A 22710-nucleotide genomic window follows, 5' to 3' on the forward strand; every position below is an offset into this window, starting at 1 on the left:
GGGGCCGTGCGGCGCGCCCGGAACACGGGCCGACCGGCCCCGATCCAGGCCACTTCGACCGAATCGGCCCTGCCCCGGGGCGCCGGATCGGGGCACCATCCGGGGGAAGCCCCACGCCGACCGGAGGTCCCCGTGCCCGACCTGCCCGCTCCGTCCGCCCCGCCCGCCTTCCCGGGGGGCGCCGCCCTCTTCCGGCTGGACCCCGCCGTCGCCCACCTCAACCACGGGTCCTACGGCGCGGTCCCGCTCCCCGTCCAACAGGTCCAGGAGACGCTCCGCGCCGAACTCCACGCCGACCCCGACGCCTTCTTCAACTCCGTCGCCGAACGGCTCGTCGGCGCACGCGCCCGGATCGCCGCCCACCTCGGCGCGGACCCCGACGGCATCGGCTTCATCGCCAACGCCACCGAAGGCGCCAACCTCGCCCTCGACGCCGTCCCCCTCGCCGCAGGCGACGAGATCCTCGTCACCGACCACGGCTACGGAACGGTCGTCGCCGCCGCGGCCCGCCGCGCGCCCGTCACCACCGTCGCCCTGGACCCCCACCTCCCCGACGAGGACGCCGTCCGCGAGGCCGTGCTCGCCGCGCTCACCCCGCGCACCAAGGTGGCCCTCCTGGACCACGTCAGCTCGCCGACGGCCCGACTCATCGCGGGACCCCGCCTCCTCGCCGACCTCGCCGCCCGGGGCGTCACCACCGTCGTCGACGGCGCCCACACCCCCGGCATGCTGGCCGAACCCCTCGCCGCCGGCGCCGACTTCTGGTTCGGCAACCTCCACAAGTGGGGCTACGCCCCCTCCGGGAGCGCCGTCCTCGCCGTCGCCCCCGCCCACCGGGCCCGCGTACGGGCGCTGTCCCCCTCCTGGGAGGACCACCACGGCTTCCCGCGCTCCGTGGAGTACCGCGCCACCACCGACTACACCGGTTGGCTGGCCGCCCCCGAGGGCCTCGACCTCCTGGAGAGCCTCGGGGCGGCCGAGGTGCGGGCCCACAACAGCGCCCTGGCCGCCTACGGCGCCGGGCTGCTCGCCGCCCTGCCCGGGCTCACCGCCCTCCCGTACACCCCCGGCCTGCCCTTCCGCTCCCTGCTGCTGCCGCCCGGCAACGCCGAGACCCAGGACGAGGCCTACGCCCTGCGCGAGGAACTCGCCACGAAGCTCCGTACGCGCGTCCTGATCTGGCCCCGACCCGGCGGCGGAGGCATCCGCGTCTGCGGCCAGGTCTACAACCGCGCCGAGGAGTACGAGCGCCTCGCGGCGGCCCTGCCCGCCTACCTCAAGGGCGCCTGAGCAGGTACGTGTCCATGATCCAGCCCTTGCGGGCACGGGCCTCGGTCCGCAGCTCCTCGATGCGGCCGGCCACCTCCGAGAGCTTCCCCGAGACCAGGATCTCGTCCGGGGTGCCCACGTAGGCGCCCCAGTAGATGTAGAGGTCCCGGTCGAGGTGGGCCGTGAAGGCGTGCCGGGCGTCCAGCATCACCACCACGTCGTCCACGTCCTGCGGCCAACCCTCCGCGAGCCGCCGGCCGGTGGTGATCTGGACGGGCCGGCCCACCCGGTTCAGGTTCGTCCGGTGCCGGGCCAGCAGCGCCGAGACGCTGCTGATCCCGGGCACCACCTCGTGCTCGAAGGCCACCCGGCCGTGTTCGAGGACCTCGTCGAGGATCGCGAGGGTGGAGTCGTACAGGGACGGATCGCCCCACACCAGGAACGCACCGGTCTCGCCCTCGGCCAGGTCCTCGGCGATGAACCGCTCGAAGATCTCCGCCCGCGCGCTGCGCCAGCCGTCCACCGTCGGCGCGTACGCCGCCGGATCCCGGTCCCGGTCCGGGTCCCGGCCCTCCACCAGCCGGTGACCCGGCCGGGCGTGCTCGTCGAGCATGGCCCGCCGCAACCCCGTCAGATCCGATTTCTCCTCACCCTTCTCCAGGATGAGGAATGCGTCCGCCGCGCCGATCGCCCGTACCGCCTGGAGGGTCAGGTGGTCCGGGTCGCCCGCGCCGATGCCGATCACTGAGAACTTCTTCACCCCGCTATTGTGCCCACCATGCGCGCCGCCCTGTTCGTCACCTGCGTCAACGACGCGATCCACCCCCGGACCGGCATCGCCGTCGTACGCCTCCTGGAGCGCCTCGGAGTCGACGTGGACTTCCCCGCCGCCCAGAGCTGCTGCGGGCAGCCGCAGTACAACACCGGCTACCGGCGCGAGAGCGAACCCCTGCTGCGCCGCACCGCCGAGGCCTTCGCGGGCCACGAGTACGTGGTCACCCCCTCCGGATCCTGCGCCGCGATGGTCCGCGAGCACTACCCGCGCATCGGCCGCAAAGCCGCCGAGGAGGGCCGCGGCAACGCGCTCGCCGACCTCGCGCACGACCTCGTACCGCGCGTGTACGAGCTGACCGAGTTCCTCGTCGACGTCCTCGGCGTCACCGACGTCGGCGCCCACTTCCCGCATACCGTCACCTACCACCCCTCCTGCCACGGCCTGCGCTCCCTCGGCCTCGGCGAGCGCCCGCGCCGGCTCCTCACCGCCGTGAAGGGCCTGGACCTGGTCGAACTGCCCGGAGCCGAGGAGTGCTGCGGCTTCGGCGGCACCTTCGCCCTCAAGAACCCGGACGTCTCCGCCGCCATGGCCGCCGACAAGATCCGCAACGCCACCGGCACCGGAGCCTCCGTCCTGTGCGGCGCCGACAACTCCTGCCTCGTCCACCTCGACGGCACCCTGCGCCGCTCCGGCGCCCCCCTGCGCACCCTGCACCTCGCCGAGATCCTGGCCGCCACCGAGGAGGAACCCCTGCGATGAGCCGCACCCACCTCGGCATGCCCGCCTTCCCCGCCTTCCCGGCCGCGGCCCGCGAAGCCGTACGGGACGAGGTGCTGCGCGGCAACCTGCGCCACGCCACCCGGACCATCCGTGACAAACGCGCCCACGCGGTCGCCGAACTGGAGGACTGGGACCGGCTGCGCGCCGCGGGCAAGGCCGTCAAGGACCACACGCTGCGCCATCTGGAGCGCTACCTGCTGCAGTTGGAGTCCGCCGTCACCGCGGCGGGCGGCACCGTGCACTGGGCGGCCGACGCCGAGGAGGCCAACCGGATCGTCACCGACCTCGTCCGCGCCACCGGCGAACGGGAGGTGGTCAAGGTCAAGTCCATGGCCACCCAGGAGACCGGCCTCAACGAGGCCCTCGAAGCCGCCGGCATCGCCGCGTACGAGACCGACCTCGCCGAACTGATCGTCCAGCTCGGCCACGACCGGCCCTCCCACATCCTGGTCCCCGCCATCCACCGCAACCGCGCGGAGATCCGCGACATCTTCCGCTCCGAGATGGGAAGTTGGGGCCGCCCGGCCCCCGAGGACCTCGGCGACGACCCGCGCGAACTCGCCGAAGCGGCCCGCCTGCACCTGCGCGAGAAGTTCCTGCGCGCCAAGGTCGGCGTCTCCGGCGCCAACTTCATGGTCGCCGAGACCGGCACCATGGTCGTCCTCGAATCCGAGGGCAACGGCCGGATGTGCCTGACCCTCCCCGACACCCTGATCTCGGTCGTCGGCATCGAGAAGGTCATCCCCACCTTCCGCGACCTGGAGATCTTCCTCCAGACCCTGCCGCGCTCCTCCACGGCCGAGCGGATGAACCCGTACACGACCATGTGGACCGGCACCACCGAAGGCGACGGTCCCTCCGCCTTCCACCTCGTCCTCCTCGACAACGGCCGCACCGACACCCTCGCCGACCCCGTCGGCCGCCAAGCCCTGCGCTGCATCCGCTGCTCCGCCTGCCTCAACGTCTGCCCCGTCTACGAACGCGCCGGCGGCCACGCCTACGGCTCCGTCTACCCGGGCCCCATCGGCGCCATCCTCAGCCCCCAACTGCGCGGCACCGAAAGCGAGATCGACGCCACCCTGCCCTACGCCTCCACCCTGTGCGGGGCCTGCTACGAGGTCTGCCCCGTCGCCATCGACATCCCCGAGGTGCTCGTCCACCTCCGCGAACGCGTGGCCCAGGGCGGCGCCGTGACCCGCGAGGGCGTCCGCGTCCGCATCCGCCCCGCCCACGGCCACACCGCCGAGCGCGCCGCCATGCGCGCCGCCCGCCTCCTCCTCGACCACCCCGGCGCCCTGCGCGCGGGGGAGCGACTGCTGTCCCGGGCCCGGCGACTGCGCCCGCGCCGGCTCCCCGGACCCGGCCGCGCCTGGACCGACATCCGCGAACTGCCGGACATCCCGGCCGAGTCCTTCCGCGACTGGTGGGCGAGAGAACGGGAGACCCCGCAGTGAGCAGCAAGGACCGCGTCCTGGCCCGCATCCGCCGCGCCGCCGCCGACACCGGCCCGGACCCCGCCGTCCCCCGCGACTACCTCGGGGTCCACGGCCGGCGCACCCCCGCCGAGCGCGTCGACCTCCTGGCCGCGCACCTCACCGCCTACCGGGCGCGGGTCCACCGCACCGACGAGCACGGTCTCCCGACCCTGCTCGGGCGGCTCCTCTCCCCGCACCGCGAGATCCTCGTCCCGCCCGCCCTGCCCCCGCACTGGCTCTCCGCCGCCGACCCCACCCGCGTCCACGACCGCGCCGCCTCCACCCGGGCCGAGCTGGACCGCGTCGGCGGGGTGGTCACCGGCTGCGCCCTGGCCATCGCCGAAACCGGCACGATCGTCCTCGACGGGGGCCCCGACCAGGGGCGCAGGCGCATCACCCTGATCCCCGACCACCACGTCTGCGTGGTCCGCGTCCCCGAGCAGGTGGTGGACTCCGTCCCGCGGGCCCTCGAGCGCCTCGACCCGACCCGCCCGCTGACCTGGATCTCCGGCCCCTCCGCCACCAGTGACATCGAACTCGACCGGGTGGAGGGTGTCCACGGCCCGCGCACCCTGGACGTGGTCCTGCTCGACGCGGCGGCAGAATAGGGGCATGCCCTCCCACATCGCCCTCACGGCCCTGCTCGTCCGCGACTACGACGAGGCCCTCGACTTCTACACCCGCGCCCTCGGCTTCGACCTCGTCGAGGACACCGCCCGCCCCGACGGCTCCCGCTGGATCGTGGTCCGCCCGCCCGCCGCGAAGGAGTCGGCGCTGCTGCTGGCCCGGGCCAAGGGCGACGCCCAGCTCGCCCGCGTCGGCGACCAGACCGGCGGACGCGTCGGCTTCTTCCTCTACACCGCCGACTTCGCCGCCGACCACACCCGGATGACCGCCGAGGGCGTCCGCTTCCTGGAGGAGCCGCGCCACGAGCCGTACGGTTCCGTCGCCGTCTTCGAGGACCTCTACGGCAACCGCTGGGACCTGCTACAGCCCGCCGCCGCGTAGCCGCGGAGCCTCCCGCGCCGCGTCCACGACCGCCCCGGCGTCCACCCGGTGGGCCAGCTCCCCGGCCCACCGGGCCAGCCCCGCCGGATCCATCCCGTACGCCTCCCGCACCCCCGCCAACCGCTCCGCCCCGCGCCGCAGCAACCGCGCCCCGCCGACGGAGTTCCCCCGCGCGGAATGCGTCAGCCCCACCGCGAGCTGCGCCAGCGCCCGCCACAGGTCGGCGTCCGCGTCGGGCCCGGACTTCCACGCGTCCTCGAACACCTCGTGCGCGTGGAAGGGCATCCCGGCGTCCAGCAGCCGCTGGGCCTCCGTCACCGTCCCGGCCGGGGTGCGCACCACGCCCTCGGGCTGCCGCTCCACGCCCGAGGCTCCGTACGGCAGGGGTCGCCCCAGCCCGTCCCGTGGCCGCGCGCTGCGCGCCCGCCCCTCTTCGTCCCGGTCCCGTCCGCTCATCCGGCCATCCTGCCCGGCGCCGGTCACCCGTGCACGTACACCCCTCGACGTGGGGTAATGTTCTGCATGTGCCCGGCGCGAGGGGGAAACCTCGCAGAGCAGGAACAGTGACAGGCACAAGCACAACGGGACGTGGCGCAGCTTGGTAGCGCACTTGACTGGGGGTCAAGGGGTCGCAGGTTCAAATCCTGTCGTCCCGACTCGAAAGAGTCGTAGATCGAGGGGCCGTTTCGGAGAAATCCGAAACGGCCCCTCGGTCGTTCCCCCGCCCCCCGGCCCACGGGGTCGCCCCCCGTCGCGGGTCGTACGACCCAGGTCTCCCCGCCCGCGCTTCCGCTGGGTGGCCCGTTCGCGGAGATCGGGAGAGGATGGGAGCAGTTCCCGAGCCTCCCCGGGGATACCGCCCACGCGGCGCCAGGGGAGCGGGGCCGCGAGGCACATGACGCCCGCGGGAATGCCGGACCGCCCCCGTGTGCGCGGCCCGCGGCCCTCTCTCCGTTTCCCCGAGACCATCACACAGTGAGGAAACAGCAATGAGCCGGTGCGTCCGTATAGCCGCCCCCCTGCTGGTGACGTCCCTCGTGATCGGGCCGGTCGTGGTTCTGACCGGGTCCGCGCAGGCCGCCGTACCCAGCGCCACGTGCACCGTGACCAAGTCGGTCACCGAAGGCAAGTTCGACGTTGCGGGCAAGGACCTCACACCGGGTGCCACGGTGACCCTCAGAGGTGGGGGTGGCAACCGTGTATCGGCCACTGCCGACACCACCGGAAAGGTCTCCGTGAAGGGTGTGTTCCCGGCGTCTGGCGTCGTGACCCTCGAGGAGAAGGCCACCACCCAGCAGAACAACAACCAGAACCAGAACAAGCAGAACCAGAACAAGCAGAACCAGAGCAAGGGCACCCGGATCAGCTGCGGTACGGCTGCGCAGGCCCAAGAGCAGGGCGCACAGCAGCAGTTGAGCAAGGGCTTCGCCCAAGGTTTCGCCGACACCAAGAAGGCCTGCACGGCCAAGGCGCCCCAGCAGGGCCTTGCCCCGCTCGACCCCAACTTCGAAAAGGGTTACAAGCAGGGCTCGGACGCGGCCATCAACTCGAAGTTCTGCCAGGACAAGCTGAACCAGTAGGCGCTCCGCAGGGAACGTCTCCCCGATGCCGGGCGATACCGGCGTGAGCCGGGGCCGTGCTGTCAACGGCCCCGGCCGCGTCATGGAGTCAGGAGTCCAGGGCGTCCAGGGCCGCGATGACCTCGGCGGTGGAACGTACCCGGCCGATGCGCGGGAAGATCCGCGTGAAGCTGTGGGCGTGGGCCTCGGGCTCCATATCGGCCGTGGCGTCCTCGGCGAAGACCAGCCCGTAGCTGTTCTCCCAGGCCGAGCGGGCGGTGGACTCGACGCCGATGCTGGTCGAGATGCCGGCCAGGACGATGCGGCGGATCCCGCGCCGGCGCAGCTGGAGGTCCAGCTCCGTACCGGTGAAGGCGCCCCAGTGCCGCTTGGTCACCCGGACGTCGCCCAGGGCGGCCAGCTCGGCCGGGATCTCGGAGAAGGCCGCGGGCGGCGCGGCGGCGGGGCCGGGGGTGTCCACGTCGGTGCCGGGCAGGTCGCCGCCGTCGGCGGACCAGGCCACGTTGACCAGGACCACAGGGAGTTTGTGGGCGCGGAAGGCCTCGGCGAGCGCGATGCCGTTGCGCAGGACCTCGGCGCTCGGACGGGTCGTGGGCATGGCCAGGATGCCCTGCTGGAGGTCGATCAGCACCAAGGCGGTGTCGGAGGCCAGCGTCAGGGAGGACGGGGCGGGAGAGGTGGTCATGGGCGGGGCTCCTCTGGGGGGTTCGGGGGTGGGACGGCGTGCCGACGGCCGGCCCGTGCGGTGACGGTCAGTCCTCGGCCAGCCTGCGCAGCAGGGGCACGGCCTCGGCCAGGCGCACCTGCTCCTCGGGACTCAGCCGCCCCGCCATCAGCTCGGCGATCCGCCCCTGTCCCGCCTCGCGGCGCTCGCGCACCAGGGTCCGGCCCCGCTCGGTGAGGGAGATGAGCAGGCGGCGGCCGTCGGTGGGGTGCGGGGTGCGCAGGACGTACCCCTCGGTCAAGAGGGAGTGGACGGTGGCGATCGCCGACTGGGGGCGGATCTTCTCCGCCCGGGCCAGCTCGGCGGCGGTGGAGGGGCCGAGCCGGTCGAGCCGTTTGAGCACCGACATCTGCGACAGGCTGATCCCGCCCTGCGACGCGGCCCGCATCTGGCGGACCAGCATGCCGAGGGCCAGCTGGAGCTCCTCGGCGGTATCGCGCGGGTTCGGGTCAGATGGCATGGGACGACCCTAGGAAACGACAGGCAGACTTGCAAGTCTGCCTGTCGACAGCGAGGCCGCCATCACCATGGTGATCTTCCGTGTGGGCCGGGACGGTACATACTCGCCGGTATGAAGACCGACGACGACACCGTGCTGATCGAGAACCGGGGCCGGACCGGGAGGATCACCCTCAACCGTCCCGCCTCCCTCAACGCCCTCACCCACCCCATGGTGCTGCGGATCGCGGGGGCGCTGACGCGGTGGGAGCGCGACCCGGAGGTCGATCAGGTCCTCATTCGGGGCGCCGGGGAGCGCGGGCTGTGCGCGGGCGGGGACATCCGCGCCATCCACGACGACGCCAAGGCGGGCAGCGAGGCCTCCCTGGACTTCTGGCGCGACGAGTACCGGCTGAACGCGTACATCGCCCGCTACCCGAAGCCCTACGTCGCCTTCATGGACGGGATCGTCATGGGCGGCGGGGTCGGCGTCTCGGCCCACGGCAGCGTGCGGATCGTCACCGAGCGCTCCCGCGTCGCCATGCCGGAGACGGGCATCGGCTTCGTGCCCGACGTCGGCGGCACCCACCTGCTCGCCCGGGCCCCCGGCGAACTCGGCACCCACCTCGCCCTGACCGGGACCGCCGTCGGCGCGGCGGACGCCCTGCTGTGCGGGCTCGCCGACCACTTCCTGCCCGCCGGCGAGCTGGCCGGGCTCGCCCGGGAGCTGGAGGCGCGCCCGGCGGGCGAGGTCCTGTCCGGGCAGGTGTTCCCCGCCGTGCCCGAGGGCGTGCTCGCGGCCGAGCGGGAGTGGATCGACCACTGCTACGCCGCCGACACCGTCGAGGAGATCCACGCCCGCCTGCTCGCCACGGGCCTGCCGGCCGCCCGGGGGACCGCCGCCCTGCTGGACGCGAAGTCCCCCACCTCCCTGAAGGTGACGCTGGCCGCCCTGCGGCGGGCGCGCGAACTGGGCTCGCTGGAGCGGGTGTTGACGCAGGAGTACCGAGTCTCGTGCGTCGCCCTGTTCGCCCCCGACCTGGTGGAGGGCGTACGGGCCCAGGTCATCGACAAGGACCGCAACCCGCAGTGGAAGCCGGCCACCCTCGCCGAGGTCGACGAGACGGAGGTGGAGCGCTACTTCGAGGCCCCGGCCGACGGGCGGGAACTGACCTTCCCCTGAGGGGCGTTCGCGGATCCCCGGCGGGTCCGGGAGGGATCGGCCGGCCCGGAGCGCCGACCGCTTCGGAAAGGGGCTCCGGCGCCCCCCGAACCGACCCCGGGAGGGCCCTGTGCGGGGGCGTGGAGGCCCGTACGCCCCCGACCCGGCGGGGCGGGTCCGGTCGGTCCGTCGACCGGCGTCCAGGGGCCGTACGGAGCCTGGTCGTACCCCTTCCGACCTGGGCTTTCACCCCGTCACGGCCTAAGATCGTCACCTCGGGAAAGGGGAGCTGATGGACCGCGACATACGCTCGGTGGAGGACGTGCTCGACCTCTTGGACGGACTGTTCGCCACGGAGGCCGACCGCTGGAGCGCGGACGGCTCCGCGTGGTGGGACGGCTTCTACGCGGACCGCTCCAAGCCGGTGCCGTTCTTCGTGGCCAAGCCCGACGAACACCTCGTCTCCTACGCGGAGCGGGGCCTGATCACCCCCGGCCGCGCCCTCGACCTCGGCTGCGGACCCGGCCGCAACGCCCTCCACCTCGCCGCCCTGGGCCACGAGGTGGACGCCGTGGACCTCTCCCCGGTCGCCATCGAGTGGGCCACCGGCCGTGCCCGCGAGGCCGGAGCCGACGTCCGCTTCCACCGCGGGGACGCCTTCGCCCTCACCGCCGCCGGGGCGGAACTCGGCGGCCCGTACGACCTGATCCACGACTCGGGCTGCTTCCACCACCTCCCGCCGCACCGTCGGATCAGCTACCTGGCGCTCTTGGAGCGGGTCCTCGCACCCGGCGGACACCTCGCGCTGACCTGCTTCGCGGCCGGCGCGATGGGCTCGGAACTGCCCGACGCCGCGTTCTACCGACAGGGCGGGCTCGGTGGCGGACTCGCCTACACGCCCGAGTCGTTGCGGTGGATCTTCTCGGAGCTGGAGGAGGTCGAGCTGCGCCGGATGAGCGACGAGCCCGCCGACTCCGCGCACTTCGGCGAGCCCTTCCTCTGGACGGCCCTCTTCCGCCGCCCCGACAACCGCTAGGTCCCACGACACGCCCTAGCGGTAGCCCGTGGGGTCCGCCGGGAGGCCCGGGTCCTGGACCTCCACCATGTACCGCCAGGCGTCCGGTCGGCTCCCGTCGAGGTCCGTGAAGCCGTAGACCCGGGCGAGCTGCCCACTGGAGAGGGACCGCCCGTTCCAGCGGGCCACCTCCGGGTCCGCGGCCAGCGCGGCGACGGCGCGGCCCACGTAGGAGGGGGTCTCGGAGATCGCGAAGTGCGGCACCTTCGCCAAAGCGTCGCGCCAGTTCTCCTCCGTGACCCCGAAGGCGTCCAGCATCATCTCCGAGCGCATCCACCCCGGGGTCAGCGCCACCGCCGTCGCCCCGCGCGGGCCCACCTCGTGGCCGAGCGCGAAGGCCATCCGCAACACCGCCGCCTTGGCGATGTCGTAGAAGAACGACACCCGGTAGCGGGTCGCGTTGTACTCGGCCGTGCCGTCCGTCATCTCCACCACCAGCCCACCCGGGCGCCGCAGCAGCAGCGGAAGGGCGAAGTGGCTGGTCACGGCATGGGTCTCGACCGCGAGCCGGAGAAGGCGCAGACCGTTGTCCAGATCGTGCTCCCAGACGGTGCCGTCCCACTCGAAGAGCCGCTCCCCGCCCCAGACGTCGTTCACCAGGACGTCCAGCCGGCCCTGCTCCGCGTCGATCCGGGCCACCAGCGCCTCGACCTGTTCCGGCACCAGGTGGTCGGCGACCATCGCGACACCGCGTCCGCCCGCCGCCGTCACCAGCGCGGCCGTCTCCTCGATCGTCTCCGGGCGGCCGTACTCCGAGGGTCGCCCGGTGGTGCTGCGGCCCGACACGTAGACCGTCGCGCCCCGCGCGCCCAACTGGACGGCGATGCCCCGGCCCGCGCCCCGGGTCGCTCCGGCCACCAGGGCCACTTTGCCTTCGAGGGTCCGCGTTCCATCGGCGACAGCCATGGTCCGACCCTACCTCCGGCGGTGCCTCCCGGCCCGGCGGACACATGAGACGGGCCGGTCCGGTCTTGAACAACCGGCCCCCCAGGACGCACTGTTGGGCGAGACGCGTTCATCAGATCAGGAGCCCTCCTTGTCATCCGACTCCTCCACCCCGTACGCCATCGATCCCGCCGGTGGCTGCCCGCACGCGCTCAACGCCCGGCTGCGCGCCCGGGGCGACGTCGCCGAGGTCGTCCTGCCCGGCGGGGTGCCCGGCGCCGTCGTCCTGGGACACGAGGCGCTGCGGGAGTTCCTCTCCCACCCCGACGTGGGCAAGGACGCCCGGCACTTCCCCGCCCTGCACGACGGCGGCATCCCCCCGGACTGGCCCCTGTGCGTCTTCGCCAACGCCCAGGGCATGCACACCGCCGACGGGGCCGACCACCGCCGGCTGCGCTCCCTGGTCGGCAACGCCTTCACGGCCCGCCAGGTGGAGCGGCTGCGCCCGCGCGTCGAGAAGCTGACCGACGGCCTCCTCGACGACCTCGAACGGGCCGCGGCGCAGGGCTCGGGAGCGACCGCGGGGGAGGGCGCCGGCCACGTCGTCGACCTGCGCGAGCACTTCGCGCTGCCGCTCCCGATGAGCGTGATCTGCGAGCTGCTCGGCGTGGACCCCGAGCACCGCGGCCGACTGCACCGCCTCTCCTACGCGGTGATCGTCGCCACCGACAACACCCCCGCCGAGACGATGGCCGCCGTACGCGAGCTGGTCGAGCTGATGGGCACCATCGCCGCCGCCCGGCGGGCGGCCCCGGGCGAGGACCTCACCAGCGCGCTGATAGCCGCCCGCGACGCGGACGGCGGCCGACTCAGCGAGGCCGAACTCATCGGCACCATGCGGCTGATGCTCGTCGCCGGGCACGAGACCACCCTCAACCTGATCGCCAACGCCGTACGCGCCCTGTGCGCCCACCGCGACCAGCTCGCGCTGGTCCTGGAGGGCGGCGCGAGCTGGTCGGACGTGGTGGACGAGACCCTGCGCTGGGACGGGCCCGTCAGCTGGTTCCCCTTCCGCTACCCCACCCGCGACCTCACCATCGGCGGCGCCGTGATCCCGAAGGGGACCCCCGTCCTCGCCGGCTACACCGCCGCCGGCCGGGACGAGGCCTACCACGGCCCCGACGCCGACGACTTCGACGTCACCCGCCCCACGGCCGCCCGCAACCTGTCCTTCGGGCACGGGGCCCACTACTGCGTGGGCGCCCCGCTGGCCCGACTGGAGGCGACCATCGCCCTGGAGCGGCTCTTCACCCGCTTCCCCGACCTCGACCTCGCCGTTCCCGAGGACCGGCTCCCGCACCAGCGCAGCTTCATCGGCAACAGCGTCGAGTCCCTCCCGGTCCGTCTCGATCGACGCTGAGAGGGGCGGACCGGCGCGAACACCCCGTTGGGCGCGGGGCACCGGGCGGGGGCTCAGACGCCCTTTCGCATGAGGACGCACATCGTCTCGTGGCGACGGACCGCCCCGTCGGGTCCTTCCTCGTCCCAGGCGTCCGGTGCCCGGCCGTACGCGACGTATCCCAGGCGCTCGTACAGGGCGCGGGCCCGGGGATTGTCCTCCTCGACGGCGAGTTCCGCCCTGTGCAACCCGCGCTCGCGGATCCGCTGTTCGGCGGCTCCGACGAGCAGCGTTCCCAAGCCGCAGGACTGCAACGCGGGGAGCACGGCGAGCTGCCACAGGGTTCCGGCCGCCGCGGAGACCCGGTAGTCGATGCCGCCGATCGCCACGGGCAGGTCAGCGGGGGTGCAGACCGCCAGGTAGTCCACCTCACCCGCGGCAGCGCGTGCCAACTCGCGCTCGACGCCGCGCAGGTGGACGGGCGAGCCGGACCAGGTACACGCCGGCAGGTCCCGGGGCAGTAGATCGCGCACGCTGACGGGCATGACGACGGTGGCGTCGCCGGCGTCGGTGGGGTCGTCTTGAGTGGTCACGCCATGGAGCATGCCGACCGGAGTGACGGCAGGACAACGCATTTCTCCCACCGTGGCCCGGTGGCCAACGCCGACCGGGGCGGCGTCAGGGTGTGTCCGCGGGTGGGGTCGAGGGTGGGGAGATCTCGGTGCTGAGCCAGGCCAGGGCGTCGGGGTACATTCCCGTCCAGGTCTGGAAGTTGTGGCCGCCGCTCGGGCGGACCAGGGTCTTCACCCGGACCCCGGTGCCCGTCGCCGCCTTCGCGAAGGCCGCCAACTGTTGTGGCGGGCTGTCCTTGTCCTGCGCGGAGGTGGCCAGGAACAGGCCGACGTCCGCACCCTTGGCCCGGCCGACCAGCCACATCGGGCTGTTGCGCTCCCGCAGTGCCGGATCCGCCAGCACCTCAGGGTCACCGGTCAGCGGATCCGGGTCCAGGGCGGCGCCCGCCCGGAACACCTTCGGGTACTGCAAGGGGAGCTTCGCCGCGCAGAACGCTCCGGTGGAGATGCCCATCAGCCCCCACCCCGCGGGCTCGGGCAGGGTGCGGAAGTTCCGCGCCACCAGGTCGGGCACGTCCTTCGCCAGCCAGGTGGCGATCTTGCGTTGCGGGGTGTCGCTGCAGTCGGTGTTCACCCCGCCCGGGTAGATCTCCGGGATCACCAGGATGAAGGGGTGCGCCGCGCCGAGCCGCACCTGCTGCTCCAGGGCGCCCGGCATGCCGCCGACGTCGATCCAGGAGCGGGGGGTGCCCGGGTAGCCGTGCAGCAGCACGAGCACCGGGAAGCGGGCCTTGTCCGCGCCCGGCGCGTCGTACTCGGGCGGAGTCCAGACGATGACCTGCCCCGCCAGCTTGGAGTGGCTGCCCCGGAAGTAGGTGGCGCGGGTGCCGTCCCCACCGGCGGTGAACTTCGCGCGGCCGACCGGCGGTCCGGTCATCGCGGAGGCGCTCTGCCCGCTCGGCGTGCCGAGGAGGTCGTCCCAGGAGGCGTACAGCCCGTAGCTCCCGTTGATCCAGGTGGCGACCACCGCGATCGCCGTGAGCTGGCACAGTCCGATCATCAGGACGCGGGCCGCCCACCGCACCACCCCGGGACCGGGCACGCGGTTCCAGAACAACAGCGCGAGGAGCACGGCGAGCACGGTGACGGCGATCAGTGTGACGAGGAACGACGTGCTGGTCAGCTCCACGGCGTCGGCTCCTGACGTACGGGAGGACGGGACGGCAGGCGGACGGGCTTCCTGACCGTTCCTCAATGTACGGGGGCGCCCCCGCCCCGGGCGGCGGGGTGCGGGCGTGTCGCGAGCCCGGTCCGCCCGGTCGGGAGCCCGCTACGAGGGTCCGACCCGGACCGTGACGGAGTGCCATCCCGTGGCCCCGTCCGGCACCGTGCCCGAGCGGGACTCGGGCTGGACCGCCCCGTCGCCGTCCGTGGCCCGGACCTCCAACCGGTGCTCCCCGGACGGCGCCGCCCACTCCCACACCCACTGCCGCCAGGTGTCGACGCCGTCCGCCGTGCCCAGCCGGGCGTCCTGCCACGGGCCGCCGTCCGCCCGGACCTCCACCCGCGCGATGCCCCGGTGCTGGGCCCACGCCACCCCCGCCACGGCCACCCGCCCCGCCGCCACCCGGGCGAAGGGGCGCGGGGTGTCGATCCGCGACTGGGTCTTGACCGGAGCCCGCGCCGCCCAGGACCGCCGCACCCAGTAGGCGTCGTAGGCCGCGAAGGTGGTCAGCCGCAGCTCGCGCAGCCACTTGCAGGCCGACACGTACCCGTACAGGCCCGGGACGACCATGCGGACCGGGAAACCGTGGGCGAAGGGGAGCGGCTCGCCGTTCATCCCGACGGCCAGCAGGGCCTCCCGGCCGTCCATCACCGTCTCCACGGGCGTGCCGAGGGTCATCCCGTCCACCGACCGCGCCACCAACTGGTCGGCGGGCCCGCCCTCGGACGGGGGCCGTACGCCGGCCTCGCGCAGCAGGTCCGCCAGGCGTACGCCGAGCCAGCGCGCGTTGCCCGCGTACGGGCCGCCGACCTCGTTCGAGACGCAGGTCAGGGTGATGTCGTGGACCACCAGGGGCCGGGCCAGCAGGTCGGGCAGGGACAGCGTCAGCGGGCGGGAGACCCCCTCCCCGAGGATCCGCAGGCGCCAGGCGCCCGCGTCGATCCGGGGGATGACCAGCGCGGTGTCGACGCGGTAGAAGTCCCGGGCGGGGGTGAGGAAGGGGCCGGTACCGGGGACGCGCAGGTCCGCCCCGGCGGGGACGGGCGGCGCCGGGCGGGCGGGCGCGGGCAGGACGAGGTCCGTACGGGAGGCCGTGGCCCCGGCCGCGCCGTGCGCGCCGAGCCGCCGCCCCGCGTAGCCGGCCACCGCCGAGGCCGCCACGGTGGCCCCCGCCAGCCGGCCGAAGGCGCGCCGGTCCATCGGCCAGGTACCGCCCGGCCGCCCGCCGACCGGGGTCGGCCTGCGGGCGGCCGAGACGAGGAGGCGGAGCACCCCGGCGGCGACGAGCCCGGCGGCCAGGGAGGGCAGCGCGTCCTTGACGCCCGCCCCGGGCCGCCCCAGGGCCGCCACCGCCCCCAGCAGGCCGACCGCCCCGGCGAGGGCGGCGCCCGTTCGGGGGTGGCGCAGGGCGAGGATCCCCGTCGCCGCGGCGACCGCGGCGAGCCCGACCAGGATCCCGACGGCCAGGGCCGTCTTGTCGGAGGTGCCGAAGGAACGGATCGCCCACTCCTTGACGGCCACCGGCGTACGGTCGACCACCGCCCCGCCGATCGCCGTCACCGGATTCGCCTCGGGGCGTACGAAGGCCGCCACGAGTTGCGCGCAGGCGAGCCCGGCCCCGGCGGCGACCACACCCGCGACGGCGCCGAGCACCGTGCGGGGCTGCTTCCCGGATGCCACGCGGACCACCTCCAGCCCGTCGTCCCCCTGCCCCTCCAGCATCCCCCGCCCGCGCCCCCTCCGGGAGGGCGCGGGGTGACGACCGGGCGCTACGCCGCCGGCAGGGGGAGGACGAGGAGCGGGGTCGTGGTCGGTGCGGTGGAGCCGCCCGGGGGTTCCACCGTCACGCCGACCCCGGTGGCCGCGCCCACCGGGCCCGCCAAGAGGGCAGGGGCGTCGGGGCGGGCGGGGTCCATCAGGCCCGCCGGGCGCATGCCGCCGGGGTCGGCGAACCACAGCTGGTAGACCCGGCCCGGCGGGGGCGGCGCCATCCCGGAGGGCACGAAGACGGCGTGGTCCCGGGCGCGGGAGACCACCACCGTGCCCGTACCGCCGTCCGCGAGCCGCCCCCCGGCCAGCCGGGCGTCCGGGGCGGACAGCACCCCGGTGAGCGCGTCCGCCCGGGCCTCGGCCCGGCGCGCGTCCTGCCCGGCCTGCTCGGCCCGCTGGTACTGCCACACCGAGATTCCGCCGAGTCCGACCGCCGCCGCGAGGCACGCGGCCAGGGCCCACCGGGCCCACGGCCGGCCCGCCCGGGCGTGCCGGGCGGTCGGCGGCGGCGCGGCCTCCTCCCGGATGCGGCGCAGCACCGCCTCCCGCATGCCGGGCGGAGGCTCCACGGCGACGGCCCGGCCCAGCAGGGCCGCGGTGGCCGCGAGTTCGCGCACCTCCTCGGCGCAGGCCGTGCAGGTTTCCAGATGCGCCTCGAACGCCTCGCGCTCCGGACCCGGCAGCGCGTCCAGGACGTAGGCGCCCGTCGACTCGTGCACGTCAGGCCCGTTCATCCGCCGCTCACCCCCAGACAGTCGCGCAGCCGCAGGAGTCCGTCCCGCAGCCGGGTCTTCACCGTACCCAGCGGCACGGCCAGGGTCTCCGACACCTCGCGGCAGGTCAGGCCCCGGTAGTAGGCCAGGCCCACCGCCTGGCGCTGGATCTCGGTCAGCGAACCCAGGCAGCGCCGTACCCGCTCCCGCTCCTCCCCGGCCAGCGCCGCCTCGGTCACCTCGTCGAACTCCGGCAGCGCCGACTCCAGCCGCGCCGCACGCCGTTCCCGATCGGCCGCCGCCTGCGCCGAACGCACCCGGTCCACCGCCCGGCGGTGGGCCATCGTCAACACCCAGGTCCGTACGCTGCCCCGGTCCGCCCGGTAGCGCCCGGCGGTGCGCCACACTTCGACGAGCACCTCCTGGGTCACCTCCTCGGCCTGGGCCCGGTCGCGCAGTACCGCGCGCGCCACGCCCAGTACGGCTCCGCACACCGCCTCGTACAGCGGGACGAAGGCCGCCTCGTCGCCCTCGGCGACGCGGCCGAGCAGGACGGCCAGGTCCCCGTCGGTCCGTGTCAGGTCATCCACGGACCGATCCTGCGGGGACCGGCCCCCGTTCTGCCGCATCCGCTCACTTCATGAGCGATTCGGAGCCGCCGCGCCACCGGATTGGCCCCGTACGCGCCCGTTCGCGCAGAGTCACGCACGAAGGGGCCGCGCGGGAAGGGGTCACGCACGAGGACGCCCGGCCCGCTCCGCCGCCCGGCGGGCCATCGTCTCCAGGCGGCTCCCGGCGTCGGGCCCGGCCTGCCGGGCGGTCAGCTCCCCGCGCTTGCGCAGCTCCACGACCCCGTCGGCGATCCCGACGATCCCGGCGACCGGGGACGTCGACGGCGGCGGGGCCGGCTCCGCGAGGTGGGGCCCGGGCCGCTCCTGTTCGGTCTCGGACATCTGGGTGCGCTCCTGTCGGCCGCTGAGCCCGTGGGCGTGGGAAAGGGGCGGCCGCCGGATCGTTGTGGCGACCGCCCCCTGGCGTTTCGGGCCAGTGAACCCAGGGCCGCCGCCGGCCGGGAGCCGCCCGGACGGATCTCCCCCGCACGGGTAGGGCGATTCCCCCGGAGGGGTGAGGCCTACGGCGCGGCGCGGGCGCGGCGGCCGGTGGGGGTGTACGGGAGGTCCCGCTCGGGACGGCCGCGTCGGGGGCGGGCCCCCGGACGCGGCCTCTCCCGAGTCCGCTCCCCGATCGGTCCGCTCAGACGGGCAGGGACCAGACCTGGTCGGCGCGGTGGTCACCGCAGGGTTCCAGCCGCAGTCGGTCGGCCGGGGTGTCGGCGGACGCCGGCGCGGGCGGGGCGGTCAGGCACCGCCCGCTCGTCTCCTCGACCAAGGCCCCGTCCTGGCGGTGGCTCCAGCTCTGCCCCGCCTGCCGGCCGGACCCGCACGGGTCGAGGCCGACCAGGGCGCCGTCGGCGGTCGCGGTCAGGCACGCGGCGTCCAGCCGGATCCGGCCGCCGCCGCGCAGGGTCCACCGCTGGTCGGCGCCCGCCGTGCACGCGGCCAGGACGACCGCGCCGACGCCGGCGGTGTCGTCCCCGTCGACGCACTTCGACCCGAGGCCGTTGACCTGGCCGGTGGGCAGGGCCTCGGCGCACCCCTTGGGGGTGAGCCGCCAGACCGCCGTGTCATGGGCGGCGAGCCGCCCGGTCAGCGCGTCCGAGACCTCCGTGCGCTCCCCGCTCCACAGGTCGGCGGCGTCGACGGTGCAGGAGGTCAGCCCGATGTCGGCCAGGGGTACGGAGACGTCCCGCGTGCTGCCCGTACGGTTGAGGACGGCCACCGCCCGGTCGCCACCGGCGAGGGGGCGGGCCAGCACGTCGAAGGCGGCGTTCGAGGAGACCACCGCGCCCTGACGGCCCAGGGGGTCCTGGTCGAGGGCGATCAGGGCCTCGTTGCCGAGGGCGGCGAGCCCGGCGGGCGTCAGCGCGGAGACGTCGGAGGACAGGATGAACGGGGCCGCCATCATCGCCCACAGCCCGACCTGGCTGCGGCTCTCCGCCTCGGTCAGCCCGGGGGCGCCGGCGATCAGGAAGTCGGGGTCGTTCCAGTCGCCGGGGCCCGCGTAGTGTCCGAGCCACCGGTTGTAGCCGTAGTTGCCGAGGACGGAACTCCAGCGGGAGGTCTCGGGCGCGGTGGGCTTGTAGACCTTGATGTCCTTGCCCTCGCGCCACAGCTGCCCGGTCTCGCCCACCCAGTCGAGGACCTTGTGCCAGTCGGCGCCGCCCCACTCGCCCTGCTGGAAGTAGGCGGGCGCGGAGGCGGACAGCACCATCGGTCGGCCGCTGTCGCGCAGGGCCCGCGCGACCGCGTTGTAGGCCTCGCGGTAGGCCTGCTCCTTGGTCCGGCCCGGCGGCACCCAGAGGTTGCAGCCGTCCATCTTGACGTAGTCCACCTTCCAGGAGGCGAACTGGCGGGCGTCGAGCGCGTAGTGGTCGGGGCCGCCGCCGTCGGGGGAGCCGCTGCCCGGGTAGCGCTCGCAGGTGAGGAAGCCGGCGTCCTCGTAGATGCCGAACTTGAGCCCCTTGGCGTGCAGATGCTCGCCGAGCCAGGCCATGCCGTGCGGGAACCTCTCCGTGTCGACGACCAGGCTCCCCCCGGCGTCGCGCTCCTTGAGCATCCAGCAGTCGTCGACGGTCACCGTGTCGTACCCCTTGGCGGCGAGCCCCGAGGACGCCAGGGCCTCGGCGTTGGCGACGACCTTGGCCTCGTCGATGTCGCACATGTAGTGCGCCCAGTTGTTCCACCCCATGGGCGGGGTCAGCGCGAGGGGGGTGTCCCAGGTCGCGGTCGGCTCCGCGACGGCCGGGGCGGGGGTGAACACGAGGGCGAGCAGGGCGGCCGCGGTCAGGCAGGGGAGGAAGGCACGCGGGCGAGGCGGCACGGGATCTCCTTGACGTGGGGCGTCGGTGTGCGCCCAGTGCAGCGGTGCGACTACCCGCTGTCAACATAAGTCGATGGTTATCGCTCAATGACCAGCAATTTGGCGGTAGTCAGACGTACGCGGGGTCGAGGAGCCTGTGGTGCGGTCATTCGATACGTCGTACGTGACATTGGCTGATACGTTGTATCTCATGCCGATGAGATCACTCGCCCTGGACCGTGCCACTCCCGGGGCCATCGCCCTCGCCGCCCTGCGGATCCTCGACGAGCAGGGGCCCGACGCGCTCAGCTTCCGCGCCCTGGGCGAGCGGCTCAAGGTCTCCCACGCCACCGTCCAGCGCCGCTGCGTGGACCTCGCCGGGCTCCTGGACCTGTGCACCGAGCACCTCGCGGCGCAACTCCCCGAGGTCCCCGCCGGGACCGGTTGGGCCGAGGCGACCGAGCAGCGGTTCGGGGCGTTCTACCGGCTCCTCACCGCCCACCCCGGGCTGCTCGTCCTGCGCGGCGGCCGGCCCTGGCTGGGCCGCCACCTGCTGGCCCGGCTCGTGGAACCGGCGATCGCCGACAGCGTCGCCGCCGGGATGGACCCCGCCGAGGCCATGACCGTCTACCGCCGGATGTACCTCCTCACCCTGGGCAGCGCCGCCTTCGTCGACCACCGGGACCCGGCCGGGGCCACCGCGGCCTCCCGGGCCGCCCTCGCCGCGCTGGACCCGGCCGAGTTCCCCGCGCTCGCGGGCGCCGTCGCCGAGGTGCTGCCGCCGCTGACCGACCACGAGGTGTACTACGGCGCCCTGCGCCAGCTCATCGAAGCCGCCCGTCCCGACCGTTCCGACGGTCCCGACCGTCCGGGACGCCCCGGCGCCGCCTGACCGGCCGTCCCGCCGTCCCACCGTCCCGTCGCCTCGCCCCCGCTCTCCCGCCTCCCGAAAGGCGCTCCCGCCATGGAACAGCAGCTCGACTACGCCGCCGTACGCGCCGCCGCGGGCCGGATATCCGGTGCCGTTCGCCCCGCCGCGGTGGTGCCCGCCGCCGAAGGGGTCTGGTACGCCCTGGAGTACCTCCAGCACACCGGCTCCTTCAAGGCGCGCGGCGCCCACAACTTCCTCGCCGCCCACCGCGCCGCCGGCACCGTCCCGGCCGCCGGCGTCACCATCGCCTCCGGCGGCAACGCGGGCCTGGCCTGCGCCTGGGCGGCCCGCGCCCAGGGAGTGCCGGCCACCGTGTTCCTCCCCGCCAACGCGCCCCGCGTCAAGGTGGAGCGACTGCGCGGCTACGGGGCCGACGTACGCCTCGTCGGCGACCGGTACGCCGAAGCCCTCGCCGCCTGCCGGGAGTTCGCGGCCGACAGCGGAGCCCTGGCCGCCCACGCCTACGACAACCCCCTCGTCGCCGCCGGCGCCGGCACCCTCCTCGACGAGATCCGGGCCGCCCTGCCCGGCCTGGACACGGTCGTCGTCGCGGTCGGCGGCGGAGGTCTGTTCGCCGGGGTCGCCACCGCGGCGCACGCGCACGGCATCCGCGTCGTCGCCGTCGAACCGGAGCACTGCCGGGCCCTGAACGCGGCCCTGGAGGCGGGCCGGCCGATCGACGTCCCCGTCGCCTCCGTGGCCGCCGACTCCCTCGGGGCCACCCGCGCCTCCGCCGACGCCCTGACCGCGGTGCGACGGGACAACGCCACCTCGGTGCTGGTCCCGGACGAGGCGATCACCGCCGCCCGTCGCGCGCTCTGGCGCGACCACCGGATCGTCGTCGAAGCCGGCGCCGCCACCGCCCTCGCCGCCCTGCACACCGCGCCGCGACCGCTGGGCGAACGCGTGGCGGTCGTCCTCTGCGGCGCGAACACCGACCCGGGCGACCTCTAGGGGCCAGGGCCCCCTGTCGGATCGCGCCCGGCGCTCCACGGGGTCAGGCCCCGTCGCGCTCCGTGTCGCGGACCACGACCACCGAGCAGGCGGCGTACTGGACGACCTGCTGGCTCACCGAGCCCAGCAGGGCGCCTTTGATGCCGCCGTAGCCCCGGGTGCCGACCACCGTCAGCTGCGCCTCCTGCGAGGCCTCCACCAGGACCCGGCCCGGCGGGCCCTTCTCGACCCGGCGGAAGACCGGCACCCCGGGGGAGGTGCCCACTGCCTCGGCCACGGTGTCCGCCAGCTTCTGACGGGCCGCCTCCTCCGCCGACACCAGCTCCTCCTGCGCGCTCGGGCCCATCGCGAAGGGGTTGGTGTTCCACTCCCAGCTCATGACGGCGTGCACCCGACCGCCGATGAGCTTGGCCTGAGCGACCCCCCAGCGCAGGGCTTCCTTCGAATGCCGGGATCCGTCCACACCGACGACGATCAGGGGCTCGACGGCCTCACTCACAGGGGGTTCCTCTCGTTTCGTCCGGATCGTCCTTCTCTCCTTGTATACACGGCCGAGGGGGTGCGACCTCGAACGACGATCGTCGCGGCGACCCGAGACTTTCGGGGACAGCGCCGGTGCCCGGCCCCCTGCGAAGGTCTGAGACGTCAACAGGAAACGCACGAGGACAAGAGGGAACGGGCACATGGCTCAGCGCAAGGGTTGTCTCATCGGCTGTGGAGTGGCGCTGGTGTTGGGCGTGGGACTCCTCGTGGCCCTCTTCTTCGGCGCCTCCAAGGTCCTCGACATGGCCGACAAGACCCTCGTGGATCCGAAGGTCTACGCGGAGGTCCGGATCGGCGACGCGGAGGGCGAGGTCCGCGCCAAGCTGCCCTCGGGCGAGACCGTCATCACGGGCGCGCTCAAGGAGGGCGGCCCCGCCGAGCCCGAAGGCAGCGCGTGCGCCTGGTACGTGTCCACCGAGGACAAGAACGGCAACGACGTGCTGCGCTTCTGCTTCAAGGACGGCAAGCTCGCCGACAAGGCCGAGTACCGCATGAAGTAGCCCCGGTGCGACC

General features: G+C 74.3%; 25 protein-coding genes and 1 tRNA gene. 13 read left to right on the top strand and 13 right to left on the bottom strand.

What is annotated here, in order from left to right; translation table 11 throughout:
* Positions 1-132: 132 nt before the first annotated feature.
* Entirely contained in the window at positions 133-1290 is a 1158-nt protein-coding gene (locus ACIOD1_RS06235) for an aminotransferase class V-fold PLP-dependent enzyme (protein WP_401900548.1), read from the top strand.
* Here ACIOD1_RS06235 and cobF read toward each other — a convergent pair.
* A complete protein-coding gene (cobF, locus tag ACIOD1_RS06240) occupies positions 1277-2029 on the bottom strand; it encodes a precorrin-6A synthase (deacetylating) (protein ID WP_401900550.1) in 753 nt (250 codons plus the stop codon). The two genes, ACIOD1_RS06235 and cobF, sit on opposite strands and share 14 nt — an antisense overlap.
* Positions 2030-2047: 18 nt before the next feature.
* On the opposite strand from cobF, the gene ACIOD1_RS06245 reads away from it, so the two are divergent.
* Genes ACIOD1_RS06245 through ACIOD1_RS06260 form a run of 4 tightly spaced genes read left to right on the top strand, consistent with a single transcriptional unit; the run spans position 2048 to position 5307 of the window.
* Positions 2048-2803 carry a (Fe-S)-binding protein gene (locus tag ACIOD1_RS06245; RefSeq protein WP_365619853.1) on the top strand — a complete coding sequence of 252 codons (756 nt, stop codon included), beginning with the start codon at positions 2048-2050 and terminating at the stop codon, positions 2801-2803.
* Complete coding sequence (locus tag ACIOD1_RS06250; protein WP_401900553.1) at positions 2800-4278, top strand: lactate utilization protein B; 1479 nt, start codon at positions 2800-2802, stop codon at positions 4276-4278. The genes ACIOD1_RS06245 and ACIOD1_RS06250 overlap by 4 nt, the downstream gene beginning before the upstream one ends.
* On the top strand, positions 4275-4907 hold the full coding sequence (locus ACIOD1_RS06255; RefSeq protein ID WP_365619847.1) for an LUD domain-containing protein: 633 nt from the start codon (positions 4275-4277) through the stop codon (positions 4905-4907). Before ACIOD1_RS06250 ends, ACIOD1_RS06255 begins: the two co-directional genes overlap by 4 nt.
* 4 nt (positions 4908-4911) lie before the next feature.
* Positions 4912-5307 carry a VOC family protein gene (locus ACIOD1_RS06260; RefSeq protein ID WP_365619844.1) on the top strand — a complete coding sequence of 132 codons (396 nt, stop codon included), beginning with the start codon at positions 4912-4914 and terminating at the stop codon, positions 5305-5307.
* Here the strand turns inward: ACIOD1_RS06260 and ACIOD1_RS06265 are convergent.
* The gene (locus ACIOD1_RS06265) at positions 5287-5763 is read right to left on the bottom strand and encodes a DUF309 domain-containing protein (protein ID WP_365619841.1); all 477 of its coding nucleotides are present in this window, start codon (positions 5761-5763) and stop codon (positions 5287-5289) included. The genes ACIOD1_RS06260 and ACIOD1_RS06265 overlap by 21 nt on opposite strands.
* Before the next feature lie 126 nt (positions 5764-5889).
* Between ACIOD1_RS06265 and ACIOD1_RS06270 the strand changes: the two genes are divergently transcribed.
* Both ACIOD1_RS06270 and ACIOD1_RS06275 read left to right on the top strand, forming a co-directional pair.
* Positions 5890-5963, top strand: a tRNA-Pro gene (locus ACIOD1_RS06270).
* A gap of 333 nt (positions 5964-6296) precedes the next feature.
* Entirely contained in the window at positions 6297-6887 is a 591-nt protein-coding gene (locus ACIOD1_RS06275; RefSeq protein ID WP_401900556.1) for a hypothetical protein, read from the top strand.
* 88 nt (positions 6888-6975) lie between these two features.
* Here ACIOD1_RS06275 and ACIOD1_RS06280 read toward each other — a convergent pair whose 3' ends face one another.
* Together ACIOD1_RS06280 and ACIOD1_RS06285 are read right to left on the bottom strand one after the other, a co-directional pair.
* The gene (locus ACIOD1_RS06280) at positions 6976-7572 is read right to left on the bottom strand and encodes a hydrolase (RefSeq protein ID WP_365619835.1); all 597 of its coding nucleotides are present in this window, start codon (positions 7570-7572) and stop codon (positions 6976-6978) included.
* A gap of 67 nt (positions 7573-7639) precedes the next feature.
* Positions 7640-8071 (bottom strand): MarR family transcriptional regulator, encoded by a 432-nt coding sequence (locus ACIOD1_RS06285; RefSeq protein WP_365619832.1) that lies wholly within the window; start codon positions 8069-8071, stop codon positions 7640-7642.
* A gap of 111 nt (positions 8072-8182) precedes the next feature.
* Between ACIOD1_RS06285 and ACIOD1_RS06290 the strand changes: the two genes are divergently transcribed.
* Both ACIOD1_RS06290 and ACIOD1_RS06295 read left to right on the top strand, forming a co-directional pair.
* On the top strand, positions 8183-9232 hold the full coding sequence (locus ACIOD1_RS06290; protein WP_365619830.1) for an enoyl-CoA hydratase/isomerase family protein: 1050 nt from the start codon (positions 8183-8185) through the stop codon (positions 9230-9232).
* A 271-nt stretch (positions 9233-9503) separates the two neighbouring features.
* On the top strand, positions 9504-10247 hold the full coding sequence (locus ACIOD1_RS06295; protein WP_401900559.1) for a class I SAM-dependent methyltransferase: 744 nt from the start codon (positions 9504-9506) through the stop codon (positions 10245-10247).
* Between the two features lie 15 nt (positions 10248-10262).
* On the opposite strand, the gene ACIOD1_RS06300 is transcribed toward ACIOD1_RS06295, so the two are convergent.
* Entirely contained in the window at positions 10263-11192 is a 930-nt protein-coding gene (locus ACIOD1_RS06300) for an SDR family oxidoreductase (protein ID WP_401900561.1), read from the bottom strand.
* Positions 11193-11322: 130 nt separating this feature from the next.
* Here ACIOD1_RS06300 and ACIOD1_RS06305 point away from each other — a divergent pair, with 130 nt between their 5' ends.
* The gene (locus ACIOD1_RS06305; protein ID WP_401900562.1) at positions 11323-12591 is read left to right on the top strand and encodes a cytochrome P450; all 1269 of its coding nucleotides are present in this window, start codon (positions 11323-11325) and stop codon (positions 12589-12591) included.
* A gap of 53 nt (positions 12592-12644) precedes the next feature.
* Here the strand turns inward: ACIOD1_RS06305 and ACIOD1_RS06310 are convergent, their stop codons facing one another.
* The 7 genes from ACIOD1_RS06310 to ACIOD1_RS06340 all read right to left on the bottom strand — a co-directional run bounded on the left by ACIOD1_RS06310 (position 12645) and on the right by ACIOD1_RS06340 (position 19790).
* Positions 12645-13175, bottom strand: coding sequence for a GNAT family N-acetyltransferase (locus ACIOD1_RS06310; protein WP_401900564.1), 531 nt, complete (start codon positions 13173-13175; stop codon positions 12645-12647).
* 73 nt (positions 13176-13248) lie between these two features.
* Positions 13249-14331 (bottom strand): alpha/beta hydrolase, encoded by a 1083-nt coding sequence (locus ACIOD1_RS06315; protein ID WP_401900566.1) that lies wholly within the window; start codon positions 14329-14331, stop codon positions 13249-13251.
* A gap of 141 nt (positions 14332-14472) precedes the next feature.
* Positions 14473-16089 (bottom strand): molybdopterin-dependent oxidoreductase, encoded by a 1617-nt coding sequence (locus ACIOD1_RS06320; RefSeq protein WP_401900567.1) that lies wholly within the window; start codon positions 16087-16089, stop codon positions 14473-14475.
* Positions 16090-16136: 47 nt separating this feature from the next.
* Positions 16137-16871: an anti-sigma factor domain-containing protein gene (locus tag ACIOD1_RS06325; RefSeq protein ID WP_401900568.1), complete on the bottom strand. Its 735-nt coding sequence runs from the start codon at positions 16869-16871 to the stop codon at positions 16137-16139.
* Entirely contained in the window at positions 16868-17440 is a 573-nt protein-coding gene (gene sigK, locus ACIOD1_RS06330; RefSeq protein ID WP_401900570.1) for an ECF RNA polymerase sigma factor SigK, read from the bottom strand. Before sigK ends, ACIOD1_RS06325 begins: the two co-directional genes overlap by 4 nt.
* A 141-nt stretch (positions 17441-17581) precedes the next feature.
* On the bottom strand, positions 17582-17803 hold the full coding sequence (locus ACIOD1_RS06335; RefSeq protein ID WP_401900573.1) for a hypothetical protein: 222 nt from the start codon (positions 17801-17803) through the stop codon (positions 17582-17584).
* A 301-nt stretch (positions 17804-18104) separates the two neighbouring features.
* Complete coding sequence (locus ACIOD1_RS06340) at positions 18105-19790, bottom strand: ricin-type beta-trefoil lectin domain protein (RefSeq protein WP_401900575.1); 1686 nt, start codon at positions 19788-19790, stop codon at positions 18105-18107.
* 190 nt (positions 19791-19980) lie between these two features.
* Here ACIOD1_RS06340 and ACIOD1_RS06345 point away from each other — a divergent pair, with 190 nt between their 5' ends.
* The gene (locus ACIOD1_RS06345; RefSeq protein ID WP_401900577.1) at positions 19981-20661 is read left to right on the top strand and encodes a TetR/AcrR family transcriptional regulator; all 681 of its coding nucleotides are present in this window, start codon (positions 19981-19983) and stop codon (positions 20659-20661) included.
* Between the two features lie 72 nt (positions 20662-20733).
* Positions 20734-21654, top strand: a complete 921-nt coding sequence (locus ACIOD1_RS06350) for a serine/threonine dehydratase (RefSeq protein WP_401900578.1) — start codon at positions 20734-20736, stop codon at positions 21652-21654.
* A 43-nt stretch (positions 21655-21697) separates the two neighbouring features.
* Here the strand turns inward: ACIOD1_RS06350 and ACIOD1_RS06355 are convergent, their stop codons facing one another.
* Positions 21698-22153, bottom strand: coding sequence for a universal stress protein (locus tag ACIOD1_RS06355; RefSeq protein WP_365619793.1), 456 nt, complete (start codon positions 22151-22153; stop codon positions 21698-21700).
* Positions 22154-22337: 184 nt separating this feature from the next.
* Here ACIOD1_RS06355 and ACIOD1_RS06360 point away from each other — a divergent pair, with 184 nt between their 5' ends.
* On the top strand, positions 22338-22697 hold the full coding sequence (locus ACIOD1_RS06360; protein WP_365619790.1) for a hypothetical protein: 360 nt from the start codon (positions 22338-22340) through the stop codon (positions 22695-22697).
* Positions 22698-22710: the final 13 nt, after the last annotated feature.

This window comes from Streptomyces sp. NPDC088097 (genome assembly GCF_044741845.1).
GTDB lineage: Bacteria > Actinomycetota > Actinomycetes > Streptomycetales > Streptomycetaceae > Streptomyces.